Annotated in this window: 16 protein-coding genes and 1 pseudogene; 7 read left to right on the forward strand and 10 right to left on the reverse strand. The window is 58.2% G+C overall.

Annotated features, from left to right (window positions below):
- Window positions 1-534, forward strand: a 534-nt coding sequence (locus C8029_RS15095) for a Ppx/GppA phosphatase family protein (protein WP_502707603.1), incomplete at its 5' end; no start/stop codon positions are given.
- A gap of 100 nt (window positions 535-634) precedes the next feature.
- Here the strand turns inward: C8029_RS15095 and C8029_RS15100 are convergent.
- Window positions 635-1,192, reverse strand: coding sequence for a lipid-binding SYLF domain-containing protein (locus C8029_RS15100; RefSeq protein WP_009571140.1), 558 nt, complete (start codon window positions 1,190-1,192; stop codon window positions 635-637).
- A gap of 157 nt (window positions 1,193-1,349) precedes the next feature.
- The gene (gene hemB / locus C8029_RS15105) at window positions 1,350-2,348 is read right to left on the reverse strand and encodes a porphobilinogen synthase (RefSeq protein ID WP_009571139.1); all 999 of its coding nucleotides are present in this window, start codon (window positions 2,346-2,348) and stop codon (window positions 1,350-1,352) included.
- A gap of 206 nt (window positions 2,349-2,554) precedes the next feature.
- Here hemB and C8029_RS15110 point away from each other — a divergent pair, with 206 nt between their 5' ends.
- On the forward strand, window positions 2,555-3,082 hold the full coding sequence (locus tag C8029_RS15110) for a component of SufBCD complex (RefSeq protein WP_152003209.1): 528 nt from the start codon (window positions 2,555-2,557) through the stop codon (window positions 3,080-3,082).
- A gap of 373 nt (window positions 3,083-3,455) precedes the next feature.
- A complete protein-coding gene (gene mfd / locus C8029_RS15115; RefSeq protein ID WP_502707604.1) occupies window positions 3,456-6,578 on the forward strand; it encodes a transcription-repair coupling factor in 3,123 nt (1,040 codons plus the stop codon).
- 3 nt (window positions 6,579-6,581) lie between these two features.
- Here mfd and C8029_RS15120 read toward each other — a convergent pair whose 3' ends face one another.
- Together C8029_RS15120 and C8029_RS15125 are read right to left on the reverse strand one after the other, a co-directional pair.
- Window positions 6,582-7,781 carry a multidrug effflux MFS transporter gene (locus C8029_RS15120; RefSeq protein ID WP_152003210.1) on the reverse strand — a complete coding sequence of 400 codons (1,200 nt, stop codon included), beginning with the start codon at window positions 7,779-7,781 and terminating at the stop codon, window positions 6,582-6,584.
- A 242-nt stretch (window positions 7,782-8,023) separates the two neighbouring features.
- Window positions 8,024-8,709 (reverse strand): annotated as a pseudogene (locus tag C8029_RS15125) (DsbA family oxidoreductase).
- A gap of 329 nt (window positions 8,710-9,038) precedes the next feature.
- Between C8029_RS15125 and C8029_RS15130 the strand changes: the two are divergent.
- Together C8029_RS15130 and C8029_RS15135 are read left to right on the forward strand one after the other, a co-directional pair.
- A complete protein-coding gene (locus C8029_RS15130) occupies window positions 9,039-9,275 on the forward strand; it encodes a hypothetical protein (RefSeq protein ID WP_009571134.1) in 237 nt (78 codons plus the stop codon).
- Window positions 9,276-9,416: 141 nt separating this feature from the next.
- Window positions 9,417-10,085, forward strand: a complete 669-nt coding sequence (locus C8029_RS15135; protein ID WP_051130593.1) for a helix-turn-helix domain-containing protein — start codon at window positions 9,417-9,419, stop codon at window positions 10,083-10,085.
- Window positions 10,086-10,090: 5 nt separating this feature from the next.
- Here the strand turns inward: C8029_RS15135 and C8029_RS22800 are convergent, their stop codons facing one another.
- The 3 genes from C8029_RS22800 to C8029_RS15145 form a co-directional block, all read right to left on the reverse strand.
- The gene (locus C8029_RS22800) at window positions 10,091-10,216 is read right to left on the reverse strand and encodes a hypothetical protein (RefSeq protein WP_269771039.1); all 126 of its coding nucleotides are present in this window, start codon (window positions 10,214-10,216) and stop codon (window positions 10,091-10,093) included.
- Between the two features lie 3 nt (window positions 10,217-10,219).
- A complete protein-coding gene (locus C8029_RS15140; RefSeq protein ID WP_040401984.1) occupies window positions 10,220-10,333 on the reverse strand; it encodes a hypothetical protein in 114 nt (37 codons plus the stop codon).
- 61 nt (window positions 10,334-10,394) lie between these two features.
- The gene (locus C8029_RS15145) at window positions 10,395-12,209 is read right to left on the reverse strand and encodes an extracellular solute-binding protein (RefSeq protein ID WP_152003211.1); all 1,815 of its coding nucleotides are present in this window, start codon (window positions 12,207-12,209) and stop codon (window positions 10,395-10,397) included.
- 387 nt (window positions 12,210-12,596) lie between these two features.
- Here C8029_RS15145 and C8029_RS15150 point away from each other — a divergent pair, with 387 nt between their 5' ends.
- On the forward strand, window positions 12,597-13,382 hold the full coding sequence (locus C8029_RS15150) for a 3-hydroxybutyrate dehydrogenase (protein ID WP_152003212.1): 786 nt from the start codon (window positions 12,597-12,599) through the stop codon (window positions 13,380-13,382).
- Window positions 13,383-13,500: 118 nt separating this feature from the next.
- A complete protein-coding gene (locus C8029_RS15155) occupies window positions 13,501-14,556 on the forward strand; it encodes a patatin-like phospholipase family protein (RefSeq protein ID WP_009571130.1) in 1,056 nt (351 codons plus the stop codon).
- 25 nt (window positions 14,557-14,581) lie between these two features.
- Here C8029_RS15155 and C8029_RS15160 read toward each other — a convergent pair whose 3' ends face one another.
- From C8029_RS15160 to C8029_RS15170, 3 genes are all read right to left on the reverse strand, one after another.
- Window positions 14,582-15,310 carry a DUF502 domain-containing protein gene (locus C8029_RS15160; protein WP_009571129.1) on the reverse strand — a complete coding sequence of 243 codons (729 nt, stop codon included), beginning with the start codon at window positions 15,308-15,310 and terminating at the stop codon, window positions 14,582-14,584.
- A gap of 144 nt (window positions 15,311-15,454) precedes the next feature.
- Window positions 15,455-16,381, reverse strand: a complete 927-nt coding sequence (locus tag C8029_RS15165; RefSeq protein ID WP_152003213.1) for a pseudouridine-5'-phosphate glycosidase — start codon at window positions 16,379-16,381, stop codon at window positions 15,455-15,457.
- A complete protein-coding gene (locus C8029_RS15170) occupies window positions 16,378-17,271 on the reverse strand; it encodes a PfkB family carbohydrate kinase (protein ID WP_152003214.1) in 894 nt (297 codons plus the stop codon). The genes C8029_RS15165 and C8029_RS15170 overlap by 4 nt, the downstream gene beginning before the upstream one ends.
- Window positions 17,272-17,338 lie beyond the last annotated feature (67 nt).

Below are 17,338 nucleotides of genomic sequence, written 5' to 3' on the forward strand. Positions count from 1 at the left end.
AAAAACGCCGACAGCCCCTTTCCCCATGCCAAAGTTGTGGATTGGATTTCGGTGCCCTTGGGGGTTGCGACGCTGATGGAGCAATTCTCCGATGTCGAAGATGACGCGGCGCGGTTTGCCTTGATGTCGTGGTATTTCGAAGAGAAACTTGCGGATTTCACCCCCTATGCCAATGATCCGGCCCGCGAAGGGTTTCAGATCATCGGCACGTCGGGAACGGTGACGACGGTTGCCGCCTCGCATCTGGGCCTCAAGCGCTATGACCGCAATAAGGTCGATGGTTTGCGGATGACCTCGGAACAGATTGACCGGGTGATCCGGGACTACCTGTCCATGGGGCCCGCAGGTCGCAAACGTGATCCGCGCATTGGTCGGGATCGACAGGAATTGATCATGTCGGGCGCGGCGATTTTGCAGGCGCTGTTGCGGATTTGGCCGACGGATCGGCTGTCTGTTGCGGATCGGGGCCTGCGCGAAGGGCTTCTGTACGCCCAAATGTCTGCCGATGGCGTGTTGGAAGAGGCGGTGCCGTAAAGCGGCTGAGATCGGATTGTCTTTACCGTGATATAAATACTCACAAAAAACGCGGGTCCAATCAGGCCCGCGTTTTGTATGTCTTCGATATTGAAAAGGCTTACGGGATGATCCGCGTGTATTTTGTGCCTTCAACAGTGGCGCCCGCGATCAAGCCCGCCTGACCAAAGACCACCGCGATCACCGGCGACAGCGAGGTCAGCGTTTCAGCGGTGATGTTTTCGCCGCGGTTGGAGATGGCGTATTCCATATCCGCGCCCGCAGACCAGCCCGGAGAATTGCGGAAGGAACTGAGCGCCTCATTGGTCATGAAGAACAAGACATGGGCGTATTGCTGTGCGCCGATTTGCAGGCCAAAGGTCGCCTGCGTCGAGGAGTAGTAATCCACCGACACGCCGCCAACCCGCAACGCCCCACGGCCATAAGACCCGCCAACACCAAAGCCCGCCTTGGTGATCAAGGGCATGACCAACATGCCGACGGATTTGTCCCGCAGCGCCGTGGTGCCGGGGTAGTTGGAATACAGATGGCTCAGCGTGGCATCGACCCGCGCGTCAATGGTGGCGGAGCCGTTGGAGCGCATCGAATTGTCACACGCGGCCAAAAGACCTGCGCTGCCCAATCCGATCATAAAGCTCCGGCGTTGAAGTCTGTTCATTGTGAATGCCCTTATACTGCTCTTTTCGGTGCTACAGGCCTTTGGCCCATTGATTTTGCCCGAGTATATGACGAAAAGCCGCGCCCTGTCATCCCGCGAAAGCCCAAAGGCCCGTGTTTTGGCGGGTTTCGCCCATGCTTTGCCTCTTGAACGCGCCTCAGCCGCGCAAAAGCCGCGCCGCTGCCGGGGCGAAATAGGTCAAAATCCCGTTGCATCCGGCGCGTTTGAAACACATCAGGCTTTCCAAAACCACCTTGTCATGATCGAGCCAGCCGTTCTGAATCGCGGCCATTGCCATCGCGTATTCGCCCGACACCTGATAGGCAAAGGTCGGCACGCCAAAGCGGTCTTTCACCCGGCGACAAATGTCGAGATAGGGCATCCCCGGTTTGACCATGACCATATCCGCCCCCTCAGACAGATCGCGTTCGATCAGGCGCAGCGCTTCATCTGAGTTGGCCGGGTCCATTTGATAGGTCTTTTTGTCGCCCTTGAGCGCGCCAGAGGCCCCAACCGCATCCCGAAACGGGCCGTAATAGGCGGAGGCATATTTGGCCGCATAGGACATGATCGTGACGTTCGAATGCCCGTCGGTTTCCAACGCTCGGCGGATCGCGCCGATGCGTCCGTCCATCATATCGGACGGCCCGATGATGTCCGCGCCCGCTTCCGCCTGCGCCACCGACATTTTGACCAGGGCTTCGACCGTCATGTCATTGACGATCTCGCCATCCACGACATAGCCGTCATGGCCGTTGATGTTATAGGGATCAAGCGCCACGTCGGTCATGATCGCCAATTCCGGCACCGCCGCTTTGAGCGCGCGAATGGCACGGTTGACCAGATTGTCCGGGTCCCACGCGCCAGCGCAATCTTCGGTTTTCAGCTCGGGTTCGATATAGGGAAACAGGCAAATCGCCGGGATGCCCAACTCATAGGCCTCGCGCGCCGCCGTGACCAAACGGTCAATTGTCAGCCGCTCAACGCCGGGCATCGACACGATCGGCGTGGCCTCATCCACCCCTTCGCGCACAAACACCGGCCAGATTAGATCCTCAGCCGAAAGGCTATTTTCACGCACAAGACCACGCAGCGCTTCCATTTTACGGGGGCGGCGCAGGCGGGTCAGCGGGTAAGGGGCGATGGTGCGGGTCATGGGGATAGCCTCGGTTTTGCGATGGGTGTCTTTGGGTGACATGGTTTTTGGGACGCTTCAAGGGTAGGAATTGCCGCGTGGGGGCACTAATCTGTGCACAGCCTGACGTTGCATCCCGACACAGAGGCGTTAGAAGACGGATAGGTCGTCTCTTTTGGGGCGGCACCATGCCCCTAAAGACCAAACCATAAGAAAAGAGCAGAGCCTTGGATATTTACGCAACCCTTTTCGAAGTGCTCGACACGCGGTCCTTTTCGAACATGTGGTATTGGATCGGATTGGCGATCCTGTGGTCCACCGCCTCGCATTTTGTCTTGGGTGTGCCGTTTGATTTGGCGCTCAAGGCCAAGCGTCAGGGCGGCGAGCGGATGCAGGACCTTGAAGACATGGTGCGGATCAACACCGGGCGGCTTTTGAACATCGCTGAGGTCTCCGGTCTGATGCTCACGGCGCTGGCGGCCACTGTGATCACCCTTTTGGGCGTGACCGGGTTTTTCTACGGCGTTGAGTTTTCTCAGGCGGTGTTTCTGATGCTGTTTCCGATGAGTTTTGTCGGCGTGCTCAACATTCGCACCGCGCAAAACATCGCGAGCCATGCGCCGACAGGCGAGGCGCTGATCTCTGTGCTGCGCCGTCATCGGTTTTTGGTACAACTCATCGGCATGGTGTCGATCTTTGTCACGGCGATGTGGGGCATGTACCAAAACATCGTCACGGGTCCGCTGGGAGGCTGATTGGCATGAAACCATCCACCCATCTCACCCTTGGGGGCGCACCTGAGGGGTTTGACGCCTTTCTCCTGGCCCGCGAGGTCAGCCGTTCAAACGGTCCGGTGATCCATGTCGCGCGCGATGACAAACGCCTTGCCGCCCTGCGTGCCGCTTTGCGATTTTTCGCACCCGATCTGCCGGTGATCGACTTTCCGGCCTGGGATTGTTTGCCCTATGACCGGATGTCGCCCAATTCCGATGTCGCCGCCGCGCGCATGGCAACGTTGGCCGCGCTGGCGCATGGGGCGATGCCGAAACGTTTCGTGTTGTTGACCACGCTCTCCGCCGCCACTCAGCGCGTGCCGACCCGTGACACACTCGCACAGGCGCCTTTGTCATGCGCAAAGGCCAGCGCGTTAACGAGGCCGAACTGCGCAGTTTTTTCGTGCGCATGGGCTTTACCCAAGCGCCGACCGTGGTCGAACATGGCGATTACGCAATCCGTGGCGGCATCATTGATGTGTTTCCTCCGGGGCAGGAATTGCCGGTGCGGCTTGATTTCTTTGGCGATGAATTAGACGGGCTGCGCCGTTTCGATCCGGCCAGCCAAAAGACCATCGACAGCTTGGAAGAAATCACCTTTACCCCGGTGTCTGAAGTCATCTTGGACGAGGAATCCATCACCCGGTTTCGACAAAATTACCGCGTTGAATTTGGCGCGGCGGGCACCGATGATCCGCTCTACGAGGCGGTCTCTGCGGGCAAGAAACACGCAGGTCTTGAGCATTGGTTGCCGTATTTCCACGCCCGGCTCGACACGCTGTTTGACTATATGCCAGATGCGTCTATTTCCCTTGATGATCAATCGACTGCGGCGCGTCTTTCACGTTGGGCCTCAATCGCCGATCAATATGATGCCCGGCGCGAGGCGCTCACGGCCAAGGGCCGGATGGACAGCGTCTATAAACCCTGTCCGCCAGAGCTTTTGTATCTGGATGATGCCGCGTGGGAAGCGGCGATTGCGGGCCGTCGGGTGATCCATTTTCATCCGCTGCCACAGGCGTCGGGTCCCGGAGTTTTGGACGCAGGCGGGCGCGTGGGTCGCAATTTTTCGCCTGAACGGCAAATGGAAAACGTCAATCTTTTCGAAGAGTTGGCAGAGCATATTGAGAAACGCCGCAAACAGGGGGCGGTGGTGCTTGCCTCCTGGTCGGAGGGCGCGCGGGATCGGTTGAAAACCCTGCTTGAAGACCAGGACATGACCGGGCTCATCGAGATCGACGATTGGCGCGATGTGCCCGACGGTCAGGGCCAGAGTCTGGGTCGGGTGTTCCTGTCGGTCTGGGCGCTCGAAGAAGGGTTTGAGGCTCCGACTGGCGAGGGCCAATCGGTCACGGTGATCTCGGAACAAGACGTGTTGGGCGACCGTTTGGTGCGCCGTCCGGGCCGTAAAAAGCGCGCCGAGAATTTCCTCACCGAACATTCGTCGCTCAGTGCGGGCGATTTGATCGTTCATGTCGATCATGGCGTCGGGATTTTCCGTGGGCTTGAGGTGGTCACCGCTTTAGGGGCGGCGCATGAATGTCTTTTGCTCGAATATGCGGGCGGGGATCGACTTTACCTCCCTGTTGAAAACATTGAGCTTTTAAGTCGATATGGCCATGACGAGGGCTTGCTCGACAAGCTCGGCGGCGGCGCATGGCAGGCCAAAAAAGCCAAAATGAAAGACCGCATTCGCGAGATCGCCGAAAAGCTGATCCGCATTGCCGCCGAACGTCATATTCGCAAAGCCCCGATCATGATCCCACCACAAGATATGTGGGAGGCATTTTGCGCGCGCTTTCCCTATTCTGAGACCGAGGATCAACTCAAAGCCATCGAAGATGTGTTGGAGGATTTCGAAGCCGGGCGGCCGATGGATCGTTTGGTCTGTGGCGATGTCGGATTTGGCAAAACCGAAGTGGCGATGCGCGCGGCCTTTATCGCGGCGCTGTCTGGCGCGCAGGTGGCGGTGATTGCACCGACCACGCTGTTGGCGCGGCAACATTTCCGCTCCTTCGCCGAACGGTTCCGGGGCTTGCCGGTCAATGTGCGTCCGATGTCGCGCTTTGTCAGTCAAAAAGACATGGCCGCGACCCGCGACGGGTTGGCCTCAGGCGAGATCGACATTGTTGTCGGCACCCATGCGCTTTTGGCGAAAAATGTGCGGTTTCAAAACCTTGGCTTGCTGATCGTTGATGAAGAACAGCGCTTTGGCGTAACCCATAAAGAGCGGTTGAAATCGCTCAAATCCGACATTCACGTGCTGACACTTTCGGCCACGCCGATCCCGCGGACCTTGCAAATGTCGATGACCGGGGTGCGTGATTTGTCCATTATTGGCACGCCGCCGGTCGACCGCCTCTCGATCCGCACCTATGTCTCGGAATTCGATACGGTGACCGTGCGCGAGGCCTTGCTGCGCGAACATTATCGCGGCGGACAGAGCTTTTTCGTCGTGCCGCGGGTCAAAGACATCCCGGAGATCGAGGCCTTCCTCAAGGACCAAGTGCCCGAGGTCACCCATGTTGTCGCCCATGGCCAGATGGCCGCAGGCGAGTTGGACGATCGGATGAACGCCTTTTATGACGGGAAATATGATGTGCTTTTGGCGACGACCATTGTCGAAAGTGGCATCGACATTCCGACCGCCAACACGATGATCATCCATCGCGCCGATATGTTCGGTCTGGCGCAGCTTTACCAAATTCGGGGCCGGGTGGGCCGCGCCAAAACCCGCGCTTATGCCTATCTGACCACCAAACCACGCGCACCTTTGACGCCTCAGGCGCAAAAGCGGCTGCGGGTGCTGGGGTCTCTCGATATGTTGGGCGCCGGATTTACCCTTGCATCTCAAGATCTTGACATTCGAGGTGCAGGTAATCTTGTGGGTGAGGAACAGTCCGGCCATGTCAAAGAGGTCGGGTTTGAGCTGTATCAAGCGATGTTGGAAGAGGCGATTGCCAAAATCAAATCCGGGCAAGAGGCGATCACTCTGGACGATGACGGGCAATGGGCGCCGCAGATCAATCTGGGCGTTCCTGTTTTGATTCCAGAGACTTATGTGCCCGATCTTGATGTGCGCTTGGGGCTGTATCGCCGCCTGTCTGGCCTACACACCAAAGTGGAGCTTGAAGGTTTTGCCGCCGAACTGATCGACCGGTTTGGCAAATTGCCCAAAGAGGTCAATACCTTGTTGCTTGTTGTTCGGATCAAAGAGAAATGCCGCGCCGCAGGCATTGCGCGTCTGGACGGCGGGCCAAAAGGTGCGACGATCCAGTTCCACAATGACAAATTCGCCAATCCGGCCGGGCTTGTGGATTTCATTCAGGCGCAAAAGGGCCATGCCAAGGTCAAGGACAACAAGATCATCGTGCGCCGCGACTGGCCGCGGGAGTCAGACAAGATCAAGGGCGCGTTTTCCATCGCCCAAGACCTAGCCAATCACGCGAAGTCTGCCGCGCAAGCCCCTAAAAAATAAAGATCAGGCCTCTTTTCGTTCCAGACGGAACAGCACCAGGGCCAGTCCAGAACAGATCACCCCTGCGACCATCACCGGCACAGGGGTGCCGTTGAACGCAAGACCGACAGGGGCGGCGATGACAACGGAGCCCATGGTGAACAGCGCGCCGATCACCGAATTGCCCATGCCCGCCATGCGACCCAATGGCACCATGGCCAGAGCATTCAGATTGCCAAAGGTGAAGGCGTTGATAAAGAACATCGCCACGGTCCAGACAAAGAACACCGCAAAGCCAAAGGGGGTGGCCCCGGCGAGGCCTGTCAGGTTCAAGATCAGCGCGATGAGGGAGGCGGTGACCGCAATGCGGTAGCCCAGGCGGATCATCACATGCATGCCCAAGCGGGTGACCAAAGTGCCGTTGATGATGGCCCCGGCGGCGCTGAGAATGGCGGTGGCGCCGAACCAATAGGGGAAACTTGCGCCAAGATTGAAGCCTTGGTCATAAATCTGTTGAACCGAGGAAAGGATGGAAAACATCTGAGCAAATCCAAGGGTCAGGATCAGGATGTAGAGCCGGACATTGTAGATGCCAAGCACATGACGGACGCCTTGAACCAGATCGCGCGGATTGAGTTTGCGATGATTTTCCGGGGCAAGGGTTTCGCCTTGGCGCAGACCAAACCACAGGGCGCTGATCACGGCCAAAAGCACGAAAGATGCGAAAATCCCGTGCCAGCCAAAGCTGCCAATGATCAAAGCGCCGACAGAGGGGGCGACGGCAGGGGCCAGCATGAAAATCGTCATCACGAAGGAGATGATTTTGGCCATATCGCGCCCTTCATAGAGATCGCGCACCATGGCCACACCGACGGTGCGCGGGAAGGCGGCGCCAAAGCCCTGAAGGACACGCCCAACAAGCATCATCTCCATGGAATGCGACAGCCCGGCAAAGATCGCGCCCAGAGCGTAGAGCAAAAGGCCAAACAGGATCAAAGGCTTGCGTCCGAAATGATCGGAGATCGGCCCGCTGACCAAAGTGCCAAACCCCATGCCAAAGACAAAGGCCGCAAGCACCAGCTGCGCCCGGTTTGGGTCGCTGGGGGACAGGTCAGCAGCGATTTCGGGCAGGCCCGGCAGCATGGCATCAATGGAGAAGGCAACGATGGCAAACAGCAGAGCCAAAAGAGCCGTGAATTCGAGTTGCGGCAAACGGCGAGGCATGGAGGCATCCTGTCAATAAAGGTCGCGGCACCTTATGAGGCGGGCCTTGATTTGACCAGTCAGCCTACTGCTTGGGGGGCTGTGCGTAGATGCGCAGACTCTCGGTTTGCGCAGGTGGTTTTGAGGCCTCGCGCTGTGGTTGCTTGGGTGGCCAAATCCGAGTTCCTGGGAACATCTGGGCATGGGGCAGGATTGCGATCCAACCGGAGAGCACCAAACTCCGACCGAAAGCCCGGATGGGATCATATCAAGGCCTGTGACGGGTCATCATCCTGATCGTCTGCGGCGATCTGGGCAGTCAATTCGTCGATCACCCGCATCCAAAGCTCGGGCGGTTGCGCGCCTTCGACGGCATGTTGGTTGGCGACGATATATAGCGGCACGGCGTTGACGCCACGCTCACGCGCGTGGGTGTCGCGGGTTTGGATGTCTTTGACATCGGCGTCCGAGAGCAAAAGGCGACGCACGGCCGCGCCATCCATTTCAACGCGTTCGGCCAGCGCGACCAGCGTCTCCACATCGCCAATGTCGCGACCTTCCTGAAAATAGGCGCGATAGAGGGCGGAGACCATCGGCGTTTGGCGGCCTTCGATCCCGGCCCAATGGATCAGCCGATGCGCGTCCAAGGTGTTGGGTGTGGTCTTGATCGCCAAAAGATCGACCTTAGGCATTTCCTTCAGCATCACCTCGATGATCGGCAGGTAGGCTTTGCGCGCCCGCTCCGCGCCGCCGAATTTCGCATTCAAATAGGCCTGCCGCTCCATGCCGCCCTTGGGCATCGTCGGGTTCAATTGAAACGGATGCCATTGCAGCGCGAAAGGGTGATCGGGGCGGGCCTCTAAGGCGCGGTCAAGCCGGGCTTTGCCAATGGCGCACCAGGGCAGATCGGGTCGTGGAAAATATCAAGCGGGATCACAGGCGAGATCATGGGCGGACTCCGAAGGGCTGAGGCGTCAATTTGGTCTGGCGTACATACCCCATGACGCTCTGAGGCGGGAGGGGTGAGAAAAGGAAAATATTCCGATAGCTCACATTTTCCAGTCCAGCAGGCGTTCTCATTGACCTATATCTTGTGTTTGGGGTGGGTTTGCAACTTTGCAAACCGTGTGAATTCCTAATTTGTTCTTGATGTGTTCTGTTGAAAATTGTGGTCGCTGGGGGCGGGGATGTTACCGATTGGCGCGCGTGACGCGGCGCGCGACTCATGATTAACTCACTGCAACGACTGATTTTTAGTGTTCAACAAGGTTCATCATCATGGCGTATATCTCCGGCAAGCAGTTCAGTACCTTTCAAGGTCGCGGCCCCAACGGGTCTTATGATGCGCTTTCTTTCCGTCGCCGGATGCGTATGCCTGTTGCGACCCTTGCACTGGGCCTTTTGGCGGCTTTGGCGATTGCCGGTGGGGCGCTCGACACATTGGTGGCGCGGGTTCAATCGGACGGGTTGAGCCAGATCGAATTTTTGACCGGCGAATTGCCAAGCGGCAAATAGAGCCAAAGGTCATCACGTTTAGGGTCGGCGGAAACCTCACGAGCATTCCCCCAAGCTACCGCCCGTCCCAAGAACCCCCGAAGATGCGTGCAACAGCATCCGGGGGTTTTCTTTTTTGTCTCACAGGCGCTACAAGACGGCATGAGCGATACACCGACACCAGACACAGCCCCGACCACAGGCCCGGACACACGCACCCCGAGCCTGATCCGATTGGCCCGCGAAAGCGGCGAAGGCACGCCCGATGAGGCGCGGCCTTTGGATTTGGGTCTCAGGGTGCGCGATCTGCGTAAGGCGCGGGGCTGGACATTGGAGCAGGCGGCGGGACAGGCGGGACTGGCGCGGTCCACCCTGTCCAAGATCGAAAACGGCCAGATGTCACCGACCTATGATGCGCTCAAAAAGCTCGCGGTAGGGCTTGAGATTTCGGTGCCGCAGTTGTTCACCCCGCCGCAACGGGCGCAGATTTCCGGCCGCATGGCGGTGACGAAATCGGGCGAAGGGGTGGCGCATCCGACGGCGACCTATGAACATGAAATGTTGGCGACGGCTCTGACCAAAAAATCCATGCTGCCGTATCGCGCCACAATCCGGGCGCGGGATTTCGAAGAGTTCGATGGCTGGGTGCGCCATGATGGCGAAGAGTTTCTTTACGTGCTCACCGGGGTGATCAAATTGATCACCGAGTTCTATGAGCCGGTCGAAATGCGTCGGGGCGACAGCGCCTATTATGACGCGTCGATGGGGCATAATGTGATCTCAGTCAGCCCGGAAGATGCAACGATCCTGTGGGTGACGTCGCTGACATAAGCGGCTCAGAACACGACCTTAGAGGTGGTTTTGACCACGCCTTTGGTGGCTTTCGCCCCCACGCGCGCCACGGTACAGCCGGACAAAGCCAGACTCAGACAGAGGATAAGCGCGGTGCCTTTCAAAAGCACCGCTTAGAACCACCCCTGAACCGTACGCGAGGCGCCGGTGATGTCTTCGCCCACACCGGCAACAGTGCCGCAAGAGGCGAGCGCGAGGGTGAGGAGGATAAGGGCTACTTTTCTCATGTTTGTCTTCCCAAAATGCAGAGGGGTATCGGATCAGGTTTGGCGGGTAATACGCGGCGGATCACTCCTGCCAATACCACGTCATTTCCCGCCACATAATCCAGTCGCCATAGAGCGGCAAGGTGTCATGATATTTTAGCTCTTTCACATGCGCGTCAAAACTTTCGTTCCAGGCATAAAGCGGAATGGCATAGCGGCCCGCCGTCAGCACCCGGTCGAGTGCACGGGTGGCCGCCAAGCTGTCTTCGCGGTTCTCCGCATCTAACATTTTGTCGATCATCGCATCGACCACCGGATCACTGATCCCGGCAATGTTGCGCGACCCGGGGGTGTCGGCGGCGGCTTGGCCGAAATAGGCGTATTGTTCGTTGCCAGGGCTGAGCGAGAGGCCATAGCGCACCGGGGTCATGCCGAAATCAAAGCTTTCCATCCGCTGTGTGTACTGCGGGGAATCGACGACGGAGATTTTCGGCGTGATCCCGAGATGCAGCAGCATTTGCGTATAGGTGTCGATGATCGACTGGTTCTCATCATCCCCAACCTTGAGAACGATCTCAAAGGCAAAGGGCTGTCCGGCCGCGTTTTTCATCTGGCCGTTTTGGATCGTCCATCCGGCCTGTTCCATCAACCCGATCGCACGACGCATCGCACCTCGGTCCAATTCCCGCCCAGAGGTCTCGGGCAAGTCATAGCCCTCAAGCGTGCCGGGCAAAAGCTGGTCTTTATAGGGGGCCAAAAGCTCGGCCACGCGACCCTCGGCGGGACCGGGGCGCATGCCAAGCGGCGAATTGGAAAAATAGGAGGTGATCCGGGTCTGTTGGCTCTCGGTCTGGGCCTCGTTGATGTAATCGAAATTGAACGCTTCGATCATCGCCTGACGCACGCGCCAATCGGCAAACTGCGGCAGGCGGGTGTTCATCGCAAAGCCGGTCATGCCGGTGGGGCGTTGATGTGGGATCACCGATTTGATCACGTCGCCACGTGCAACGGCGGGGAAATCATATTGGTCTTTCCAGGTCTGGATGTTGAATTCGCGGTGTGCATTGAGCGTTCCGGCCTTAAACGCCTCGATCACCAAAGAGGCGTCGGCGAAATATTCCAACCGGATTGTGTCCAAATTGGCCTGACCGTGCATGAACGGCACGTCCTTGCCCCAATACTCGGGGTTGCGGGTCAGTTCGACAAACATGCCGGGCTGCACATCGGTGATCACATAGGGGGCGGATGAGACGGGGATCGTGTCAATGCCGGATTGGGTGAAATCCTTGTCGTCCCAATAGGCTTTTTTCAAAATGGGCCGGATCGCCGTCAACAGCGCCAATTCGCGATTGGGCGTGTTAAAGGTGAATTTGACCGAGCGCTCTCCGGTCTGCTCCATGCGCGCGATCTGACCCCACAACGTGGCGTAACGGCCATGGCCTTGGGTGCCGAGCGTTTCATAGGACCACATTACGTCTTCGACGGTGACCGGGCTGCCGTCAGAGAATTTGGCCGTGTCACGCAGGGTGAATTCAACCCAGGTGCGATCTGCGTCGGTCTCGACGGTTTCGCAGAGCAGGCAATAGAGCGTGAAAGGTTCGGAATACGCCTGTCCCATGAGGCTTTCGGCCATAAGGTAGCGCAATTGCCACGGCGCTTTGCCTTTTCGGATAAAGGGATTGAGGCTGTCAAAACTGCCACCTTCGCCGGTGATGATCGCCCCGCCTTTGGGCGCATCGGCATTGACATAGGGCAGGGCGGTGAAATCGGCGGGCAAGTCAGGGTCGCCATACATCGCCAGCCCGGTTTGCGGTGCGGCCAAAATCGAGCTGGCCAAAAGGCAAAGGGTGACCGCCGCAGAGCCTGTGCGAAGGGTTTGGAAAAACTGCTGTGCCATATCGCGAACAATGCCTTCGTTTTGTGTTATTATTGAGGGTGAAACTACGACGGCTTGGACATGAATTCAAACTTTTAGCTTGGAGTGCGGCGGAGAAACGCGTATAAAGACCTCACTGCTCGATAGGTTTCTTGCCTGTATGAAACCTGCCTCAATAACTCAGCGCCCGCCTTGTGCGGGCGTTTTTTTTGCCCTCACTCTGGGTAAACCCCAAGCAGGCTTGGCTGATCGGTGGATGTGCATCGGTTCAAACGCCGCCACTTCACGCACAATCACGGTTTGCCTCGCCACAGTGTGACCCCGATTCTTTGCCGTAAATGTGATTCTCCCCTTTGCTTTGCACCCGCAGCACGTAAGTTATGAGGGAACAGATAAAGGAGACCTGCCATGAGCACGCACACACCGCTTTCAGGCAAAACTGCCATCATCACCGGATCGAATTCCGGCATCGGGCTTGGCGTCGCCCATGAATTGGCCAAAGCAGGGGCGAACATTGTCCTCAATTCTTTCACAGACCGCGATGAGGATCACCAATTGGCCAAAGACATGGCCAAAGAGCACGGCGTTGAGGTCCGTTATATCAAGGCCGATATGTCCAAATCCGACGACTGCCGCGCCCTGATCGAGACTGCGGGGGCGTGCGATATTCTGGTGAACAACGCCGGTATTCAACATGTTGCCCCGATTGATGAGTTCCCGGTCGAAAAATGGAACGCCATCCTCGCGATCAACCTCAGTTCCGCCTTTCACACCACCGCAGCCGCCCTGCCGATGATGCGCAAAGCCGGGTGGGGCCGAGTGATCAACATCGCTTCGGCACATGGTCTGACCGCCTCGCCCTATAAATCCGCCTATGTCGCCGCCAAACACGGTATCGTCGGCCTGACCAAAGTCACCGCATTGGAGACCGCCGAAGAGCCGATCACCTGTAATGCGGTCTGTCCGGGCTATGTGTTGACGCCGCTGGTGGAGGCGCAAATCCCCGACACGATGAAGCAATACAATATGGACCGCGACACCGTGATCCGTGAGGTGTTGTTGGACCGTCAGCCGTCGAAACAATTTGCCACCGTTGAAGAATTGGGCGGCACTTGCGTGTTCCTGGCCTCTGATTATGCCAAGCAAATCACCGGCACGACGATTTCTGTCGATGGTGGCTGGACCGCCCTGTAAGCGCGACGTGATGCGACGTTGATCCCGCTGCGAGGCCGCGCTTTGGCCCGCCATGACATCTAAAGGCGCACCCAACGCGGCGCGCCTTTGCCAATAACAGTCCCGGAAAGGGCTTCAGATGACGCGCAAACCCAAAATCAGACCAAAGCAGATCAACCTCGCGTTGCAAGGCGGGGGGGCGCATGGGGCCTTTACCTGGGGGGTTTTGGATCGGTTGCTGGAGCATGACGAGATCGAAATCGCCGCCATTTCGGGCACCTCGGCGGGGGCACTCAACGGGGTGGCGCTGAAAGCCGGGATGGTGCGCAATGGTCGCGCGGGCGCTAAAGCGGCGCTCGATGATCTTTGGGGCGAAATGGGGGCGATCACCGATGTGCGCCTGTCCGCATGGTTGCGGCAATTCGGGCCAACCACGGAAATCATGACCAAGATGATGGAAGCGGCAATGCCGTTTAATTTCTTTGAATCCGTGACGACGATGGTCAGCCCCTATGCCTATGGTATGTTTTATCAAAACCCGCTCAGGCCCATTGTCGATGCGATGGAATGCGACATTCTGCATACGGGCACGGGACCCGCGCTGTTTATCTCCACCACCAATGTGCGCACCGGAAAAATCCGGGTCTTTTCGCATGAGGAGGTGACAACGGATGTGGTTTTGGCCTCGGCCTGTTTGCCGGAATTGTTTCAGGCGGTCGATCTGACCGACCCGATCACGGGCATCACGGACCCCTATTGGGACGGTGGCTACACCGGCAATCCGGCGCTGTTTCCACTGTTTGAACCGGAATTTCCGCAAGACGTGGTGATCGTCAATATCAACCCGCTGGAGCGTCCGGGCACGCCGACCACGCCGGAAGAGATTCAAAACCGCATCAACGAGATTTCGTTCAACACGTCTTTGTTGCGCGAATTGCGCGCGGTGCAATTTGTCCGCGAACTGATCGCCGAAAATCGTTTGCCTGAGGGCAGTATGAAAGACGTTTTGATCCATATGATCGCCGATGACGATCTGATGCAGGATTTGTCCTCACGTACCAAAATGTCACCGTCACCGATGCTTTTGATGCGGATGAAAGAGGCCGGGCGCGTGGCCTGTGATCGGTTTCTGGACGCGCATTTTGATGATTTGGGCAAACGCGCCAGTGTCGATCTCAAACAGATGTTTGGCTGACACAATAGCCCGCCTGACCTCGAATTCAGTGCGATACGGGCTGGGTCGGATCTTTGGAATTGGGATAGACCAGCCCGGCGGAGATCACCAGTTTGGCGGCATCTTCGACCGACATGTCCAAAATCACCACGTCATGTTCCGGGAAAAACAGCAAAAATCCTGAGGTGGGGTTGGGTGTCGTGGGCACAAACACCGACAACATCACTTCATCGCTTGGCGTGCGTTTGGCGATTTCGCCTTTGGCGTTGGTCGAGACAAATCCAATCGCCCAGATGCCCCGACGCGGGTATTCGACCAAACAGGCTTTGTCAAAGGACGTGTCGGATTGCGAAAACACCGTTTCGGCGATCTGTTTGAGGCCATTGTAAATCGACCGCACAATCGGGGTGCGATCGACAAGCCGCTCGGCCCAACGGATCAGAGAGCGCCCAACAAGGCCCTTGGCAATCCAGCCGACGACGACGGTGAACAGCAGGAAAATGATCACGCCTGCGCCACGCAGGTTGATGTGAATTTGGTCCAAAGGATCGGTATAGCCCAACAAACGGTTGATCAACGCGTCGGGATGATAGGCCTGCGGCACAAAGGTCAGCACCCAGCCATCGACCCAGCCAATCACGGTCCAGATCACATAGGCGGTTAGGCCGATAGGGGCGACAACGACGAGGCCGGTCAAAAAGGCCGCGCGCAGCCGTGCCCCAAGGCTTGGTTTGCGTGGAGGGAGGTGGGGGCCATCTTCAAATGGATTGGTCATCGCGATTTGTCACTGCATTAGGGGCGAAACCGCCAGTTTCCCAGAACTTAGGGTGGCACTGGCCCCGACACAACATGGCAGGACCCTGAAAAGCGCTGGTCCCGCCATAATTCTTATGATTTTTACAAGCTGTCGCCGATCTGCTTACTTTGCGCACAGCGCGGCAGCGATCCTGGCCGCCAATCGCGCATTGTTGCGCACCAAGGCGATGTTGGAGGTGAGCGATCGGCCCTCGGTCAGCTCAAAAATCCGTTGCAACAAGAATGGCGTGACCTCTTTGGCGGAAATGCCTTGGGCGTCGGCTTCTTTCAATGCGGTGTCCACGAAGGGCATGATCACCTCTTGCGGGATTTCATCCGCCTCTGGGATCGGGTTGGCGATCAACTGACCGCCCTTAAGGCCCATCGCCGCGCGCACCTGCATCGCCCGCGCTATGTCTTCGGGACTGTCCAAACGCAACGGCGCTTTGAGGCCCGAGGCGCGCGACCAAAAGGCCGGAATCTCATCTTGGCCATAGGCAATCACCGGCACACCGTGGGTTTCCAACACTTCGAGCGTTTTCGGAATGTCGAGAATGGCTTTGGGCCCGGCCGCGACCACGGTCACAGCGGTTTCGCCCAGTTCCAACAGATCGGCGGAGATGTCAAAGGTCTCTTCGGCCCCGCGATGCACACCGCCAATGCCACCCGTTGCAAAGACTTTGATCCCGGCAATCTCGGCGGCGATCATCGTGGCGGCCACGGTGGTAGCACCCGTCGCGCCAAGGGCGATACAGACGGGCATATCGGCGCGTGAGACTTTCATCACATTGGTGGCCTGTGCCAGAGCTTCCAGTTGAGTGTCGGTCAAGCCGATGTGCAACACGCCATCAAGCACGGCGATGGTGGCAGGCACAGCCCCGGCGGCACGCACATCCGCCTCGACCATCCGTGCGGTCTCGACATTTTGCGGGTAGGGCATGCCATGGGTGATGATCGTCGATTCAAGCGCCACAATCGGCGCGCCCGTGTCCAAGGCGGCCACCACGTCGGGGGCGTACATCATCGGCAGACCAGAGTTCAGATCAGTCATAGCGGGGTATCTCCAGAAACATATTGGGCGGCGGCGTTCAAGGCCTCGGTGAGGGCATCTGCCTCATCCGCGCCTTGCATTTCGGCCGCAACATGTGCGGCCATAAACGTATCGCCTGCGCCAGTGACCCGCGCGACAAGCACGGGCGGCGGGGTTTGGGTGAGGACCATATCGTGACGGGCCATGGAGGCATCTTGACCGCCATTGGTGACCAGCACACGATGCGCGCCCTTTGCGACCAGCGCCTGCGCGGCCTGCGCCGAGCTGTCAAAAGTGGTGTGGGCCAAAAGCCCGGCCTCCTCCAAGTTGACATATAAGGTGGCGCGTGGGTGATCGAGCAGCGGCAAAAGCCGTTCGGCCTTGCCGGGGCTGGCGGGCGCGATGCGCAGATCGGCACGGGCAAAGAGCGGTGAAACGGCGATCTCGCGCAAAAGCTGCGTGGTGAGATTGCCGTCGAGCGCGATCGGCCCCTTATAAGGGGTCTCACGGCTGCCCAGGCGCCCATCTGCGAGCGGTCGCAGAATTTTGTCGCCCGCCGCCTCTAGGGAATGCGCATCGGCAATGGCGGCGATCAAACCGTTCGCACCTTCGACCGCCATATAGGTGTCGGTCGGCAGGTCTTCGGAGCGGTAGACATGACCGGTGCCAATGCCGCGCACAGTGGCGGCCAAGATCAATTCATCGCCCGCCGGGTCGCGACCGATGGCGGTCAACAGATCGGGCGACAGGCCAAACCGCGCCAAGGCCATGGCAATGTTCATCGCCACGCCGCCGGGAACGCGAATAATCCGTCCGGGCACATCGGAGCCCAACCGCATGGCGCGATCCGAGCGTCCGATGACGTCCCACAACACGGACCCGATACAAAGGATATCATGTGGTGTACTCATGGCTTTATCCATGACCGCAATTTTGACCGAATGGCAAGGATTGCCGGCACAGATGGGCGCACATGGG

This window comes from Roseobacter sp. TSBP12 (genome assembly GCF_009129705.1).
Classification (GTDB): Bacteria; Pseudomonadota; Alphaproteobacteria; order Rhodobacterales; family Rhodobacteraceae; genus Celeribacter; species Celeribacter baekdonensis_A.

What these genes read in the sequence shown, in the direction of transcription:
- C8029_RS15100 (WP_009571140.1), bottom strand. Translation starts at nt 1,192, where the DNA reads ATGAACAGACTTCAACGCCGGAGCTTTATGATCGGATTGGGCAGCGCA.
- hemB (WP_009571139.1), bottom strand. Translation starts at nt 2,348, where the DNA reads ATGACCCGCACCATCGCCCCTTACCCGCTGACCCGCCTGCGCCGCCCC.
- mfd (WP_502707604.1), top strand. Translation starts at nt 3,456, where the DNA reads ATGCGCAAAGGCCAGCGCGTTAACGAGGCCGAACTGCGCAGTTTTTTC.
- C8029_RS15120 (WP_152003210.1), bottom strand. Translation starts at nt 7,781, where the DNA reads ATGCCTCGCCGTTTGCCGCAACTCGAATTCACGGCTCTTTTGGCTCTG.
- C8029_RS15130 (WP_009571134.1), top strand. Translation starts at nt 9,039, where the DNA reads ATGGCGTATATCTCCGGCAAGCAGTTCAGTACCTTTCAAGGTCGCGGC.
- C8029_RS15135 (WP_051130593.1), top strand. Translation starts at nt 9,417, where the DNA reads ATGAGCGATACACCGACACCAGACACAGCCCCGACCACAGGCCCGGAC.
- C8029_RS15140 (WP_040401984.1), bottom strand. Translation starts at nt 10,333, where the DNA reads ATGAGAAAAGTAGCCCTTATCCTCCTCACCCTCGCGCTCGCCTCTTGC.
- C8029_RS15145 (WP_152003211.1), bottom strand. Translation starts at nt 12,209, where the DNA reads ATGGCACAGCAGTTTTTCCAAACCCTTCGCACAGGCTCTGCGGCGGTC.
- C8029_RS15150 (WP_152003212.1), top strand. Translation starts at nt 12,597, where the DNA reads ATGAGCACGCACACACCGCTTTCAGGCAAAACTGCCATCATCACCGGA.
- C8029_RS15155 (WP_009571130.1), top strand. Translation starts at nt 13,501, where the DNA reads ATGACGCGCAAACCCAAAATCAGACCAAAGCAGATCAACCTCGCGTTG.
- C8029_RS15160 (WP_009571129.1), bottom strand. Translation starts at nt 15,310, where the DNA reads ATGACCAATCCATTTGAAGATGGCCCCCACCTCCCTCCACGCAAACCA.
- C8029_RS15165 (WP_152003213.1), bottom strand. Translation starts at nt 16,381, where the DNA reads ATGACTGATCTGAACTCTGGTCTGCCGATGATGTACGCCCCCGACGTG.
- C8029_RS15170 (WP_152003214.1), bottom strand. Translation starts at nt 17,271, where the DNA reads ATGAGTACACCACATGATATCCTTTGTATCGGGTCCGTGTTGTGGGAC.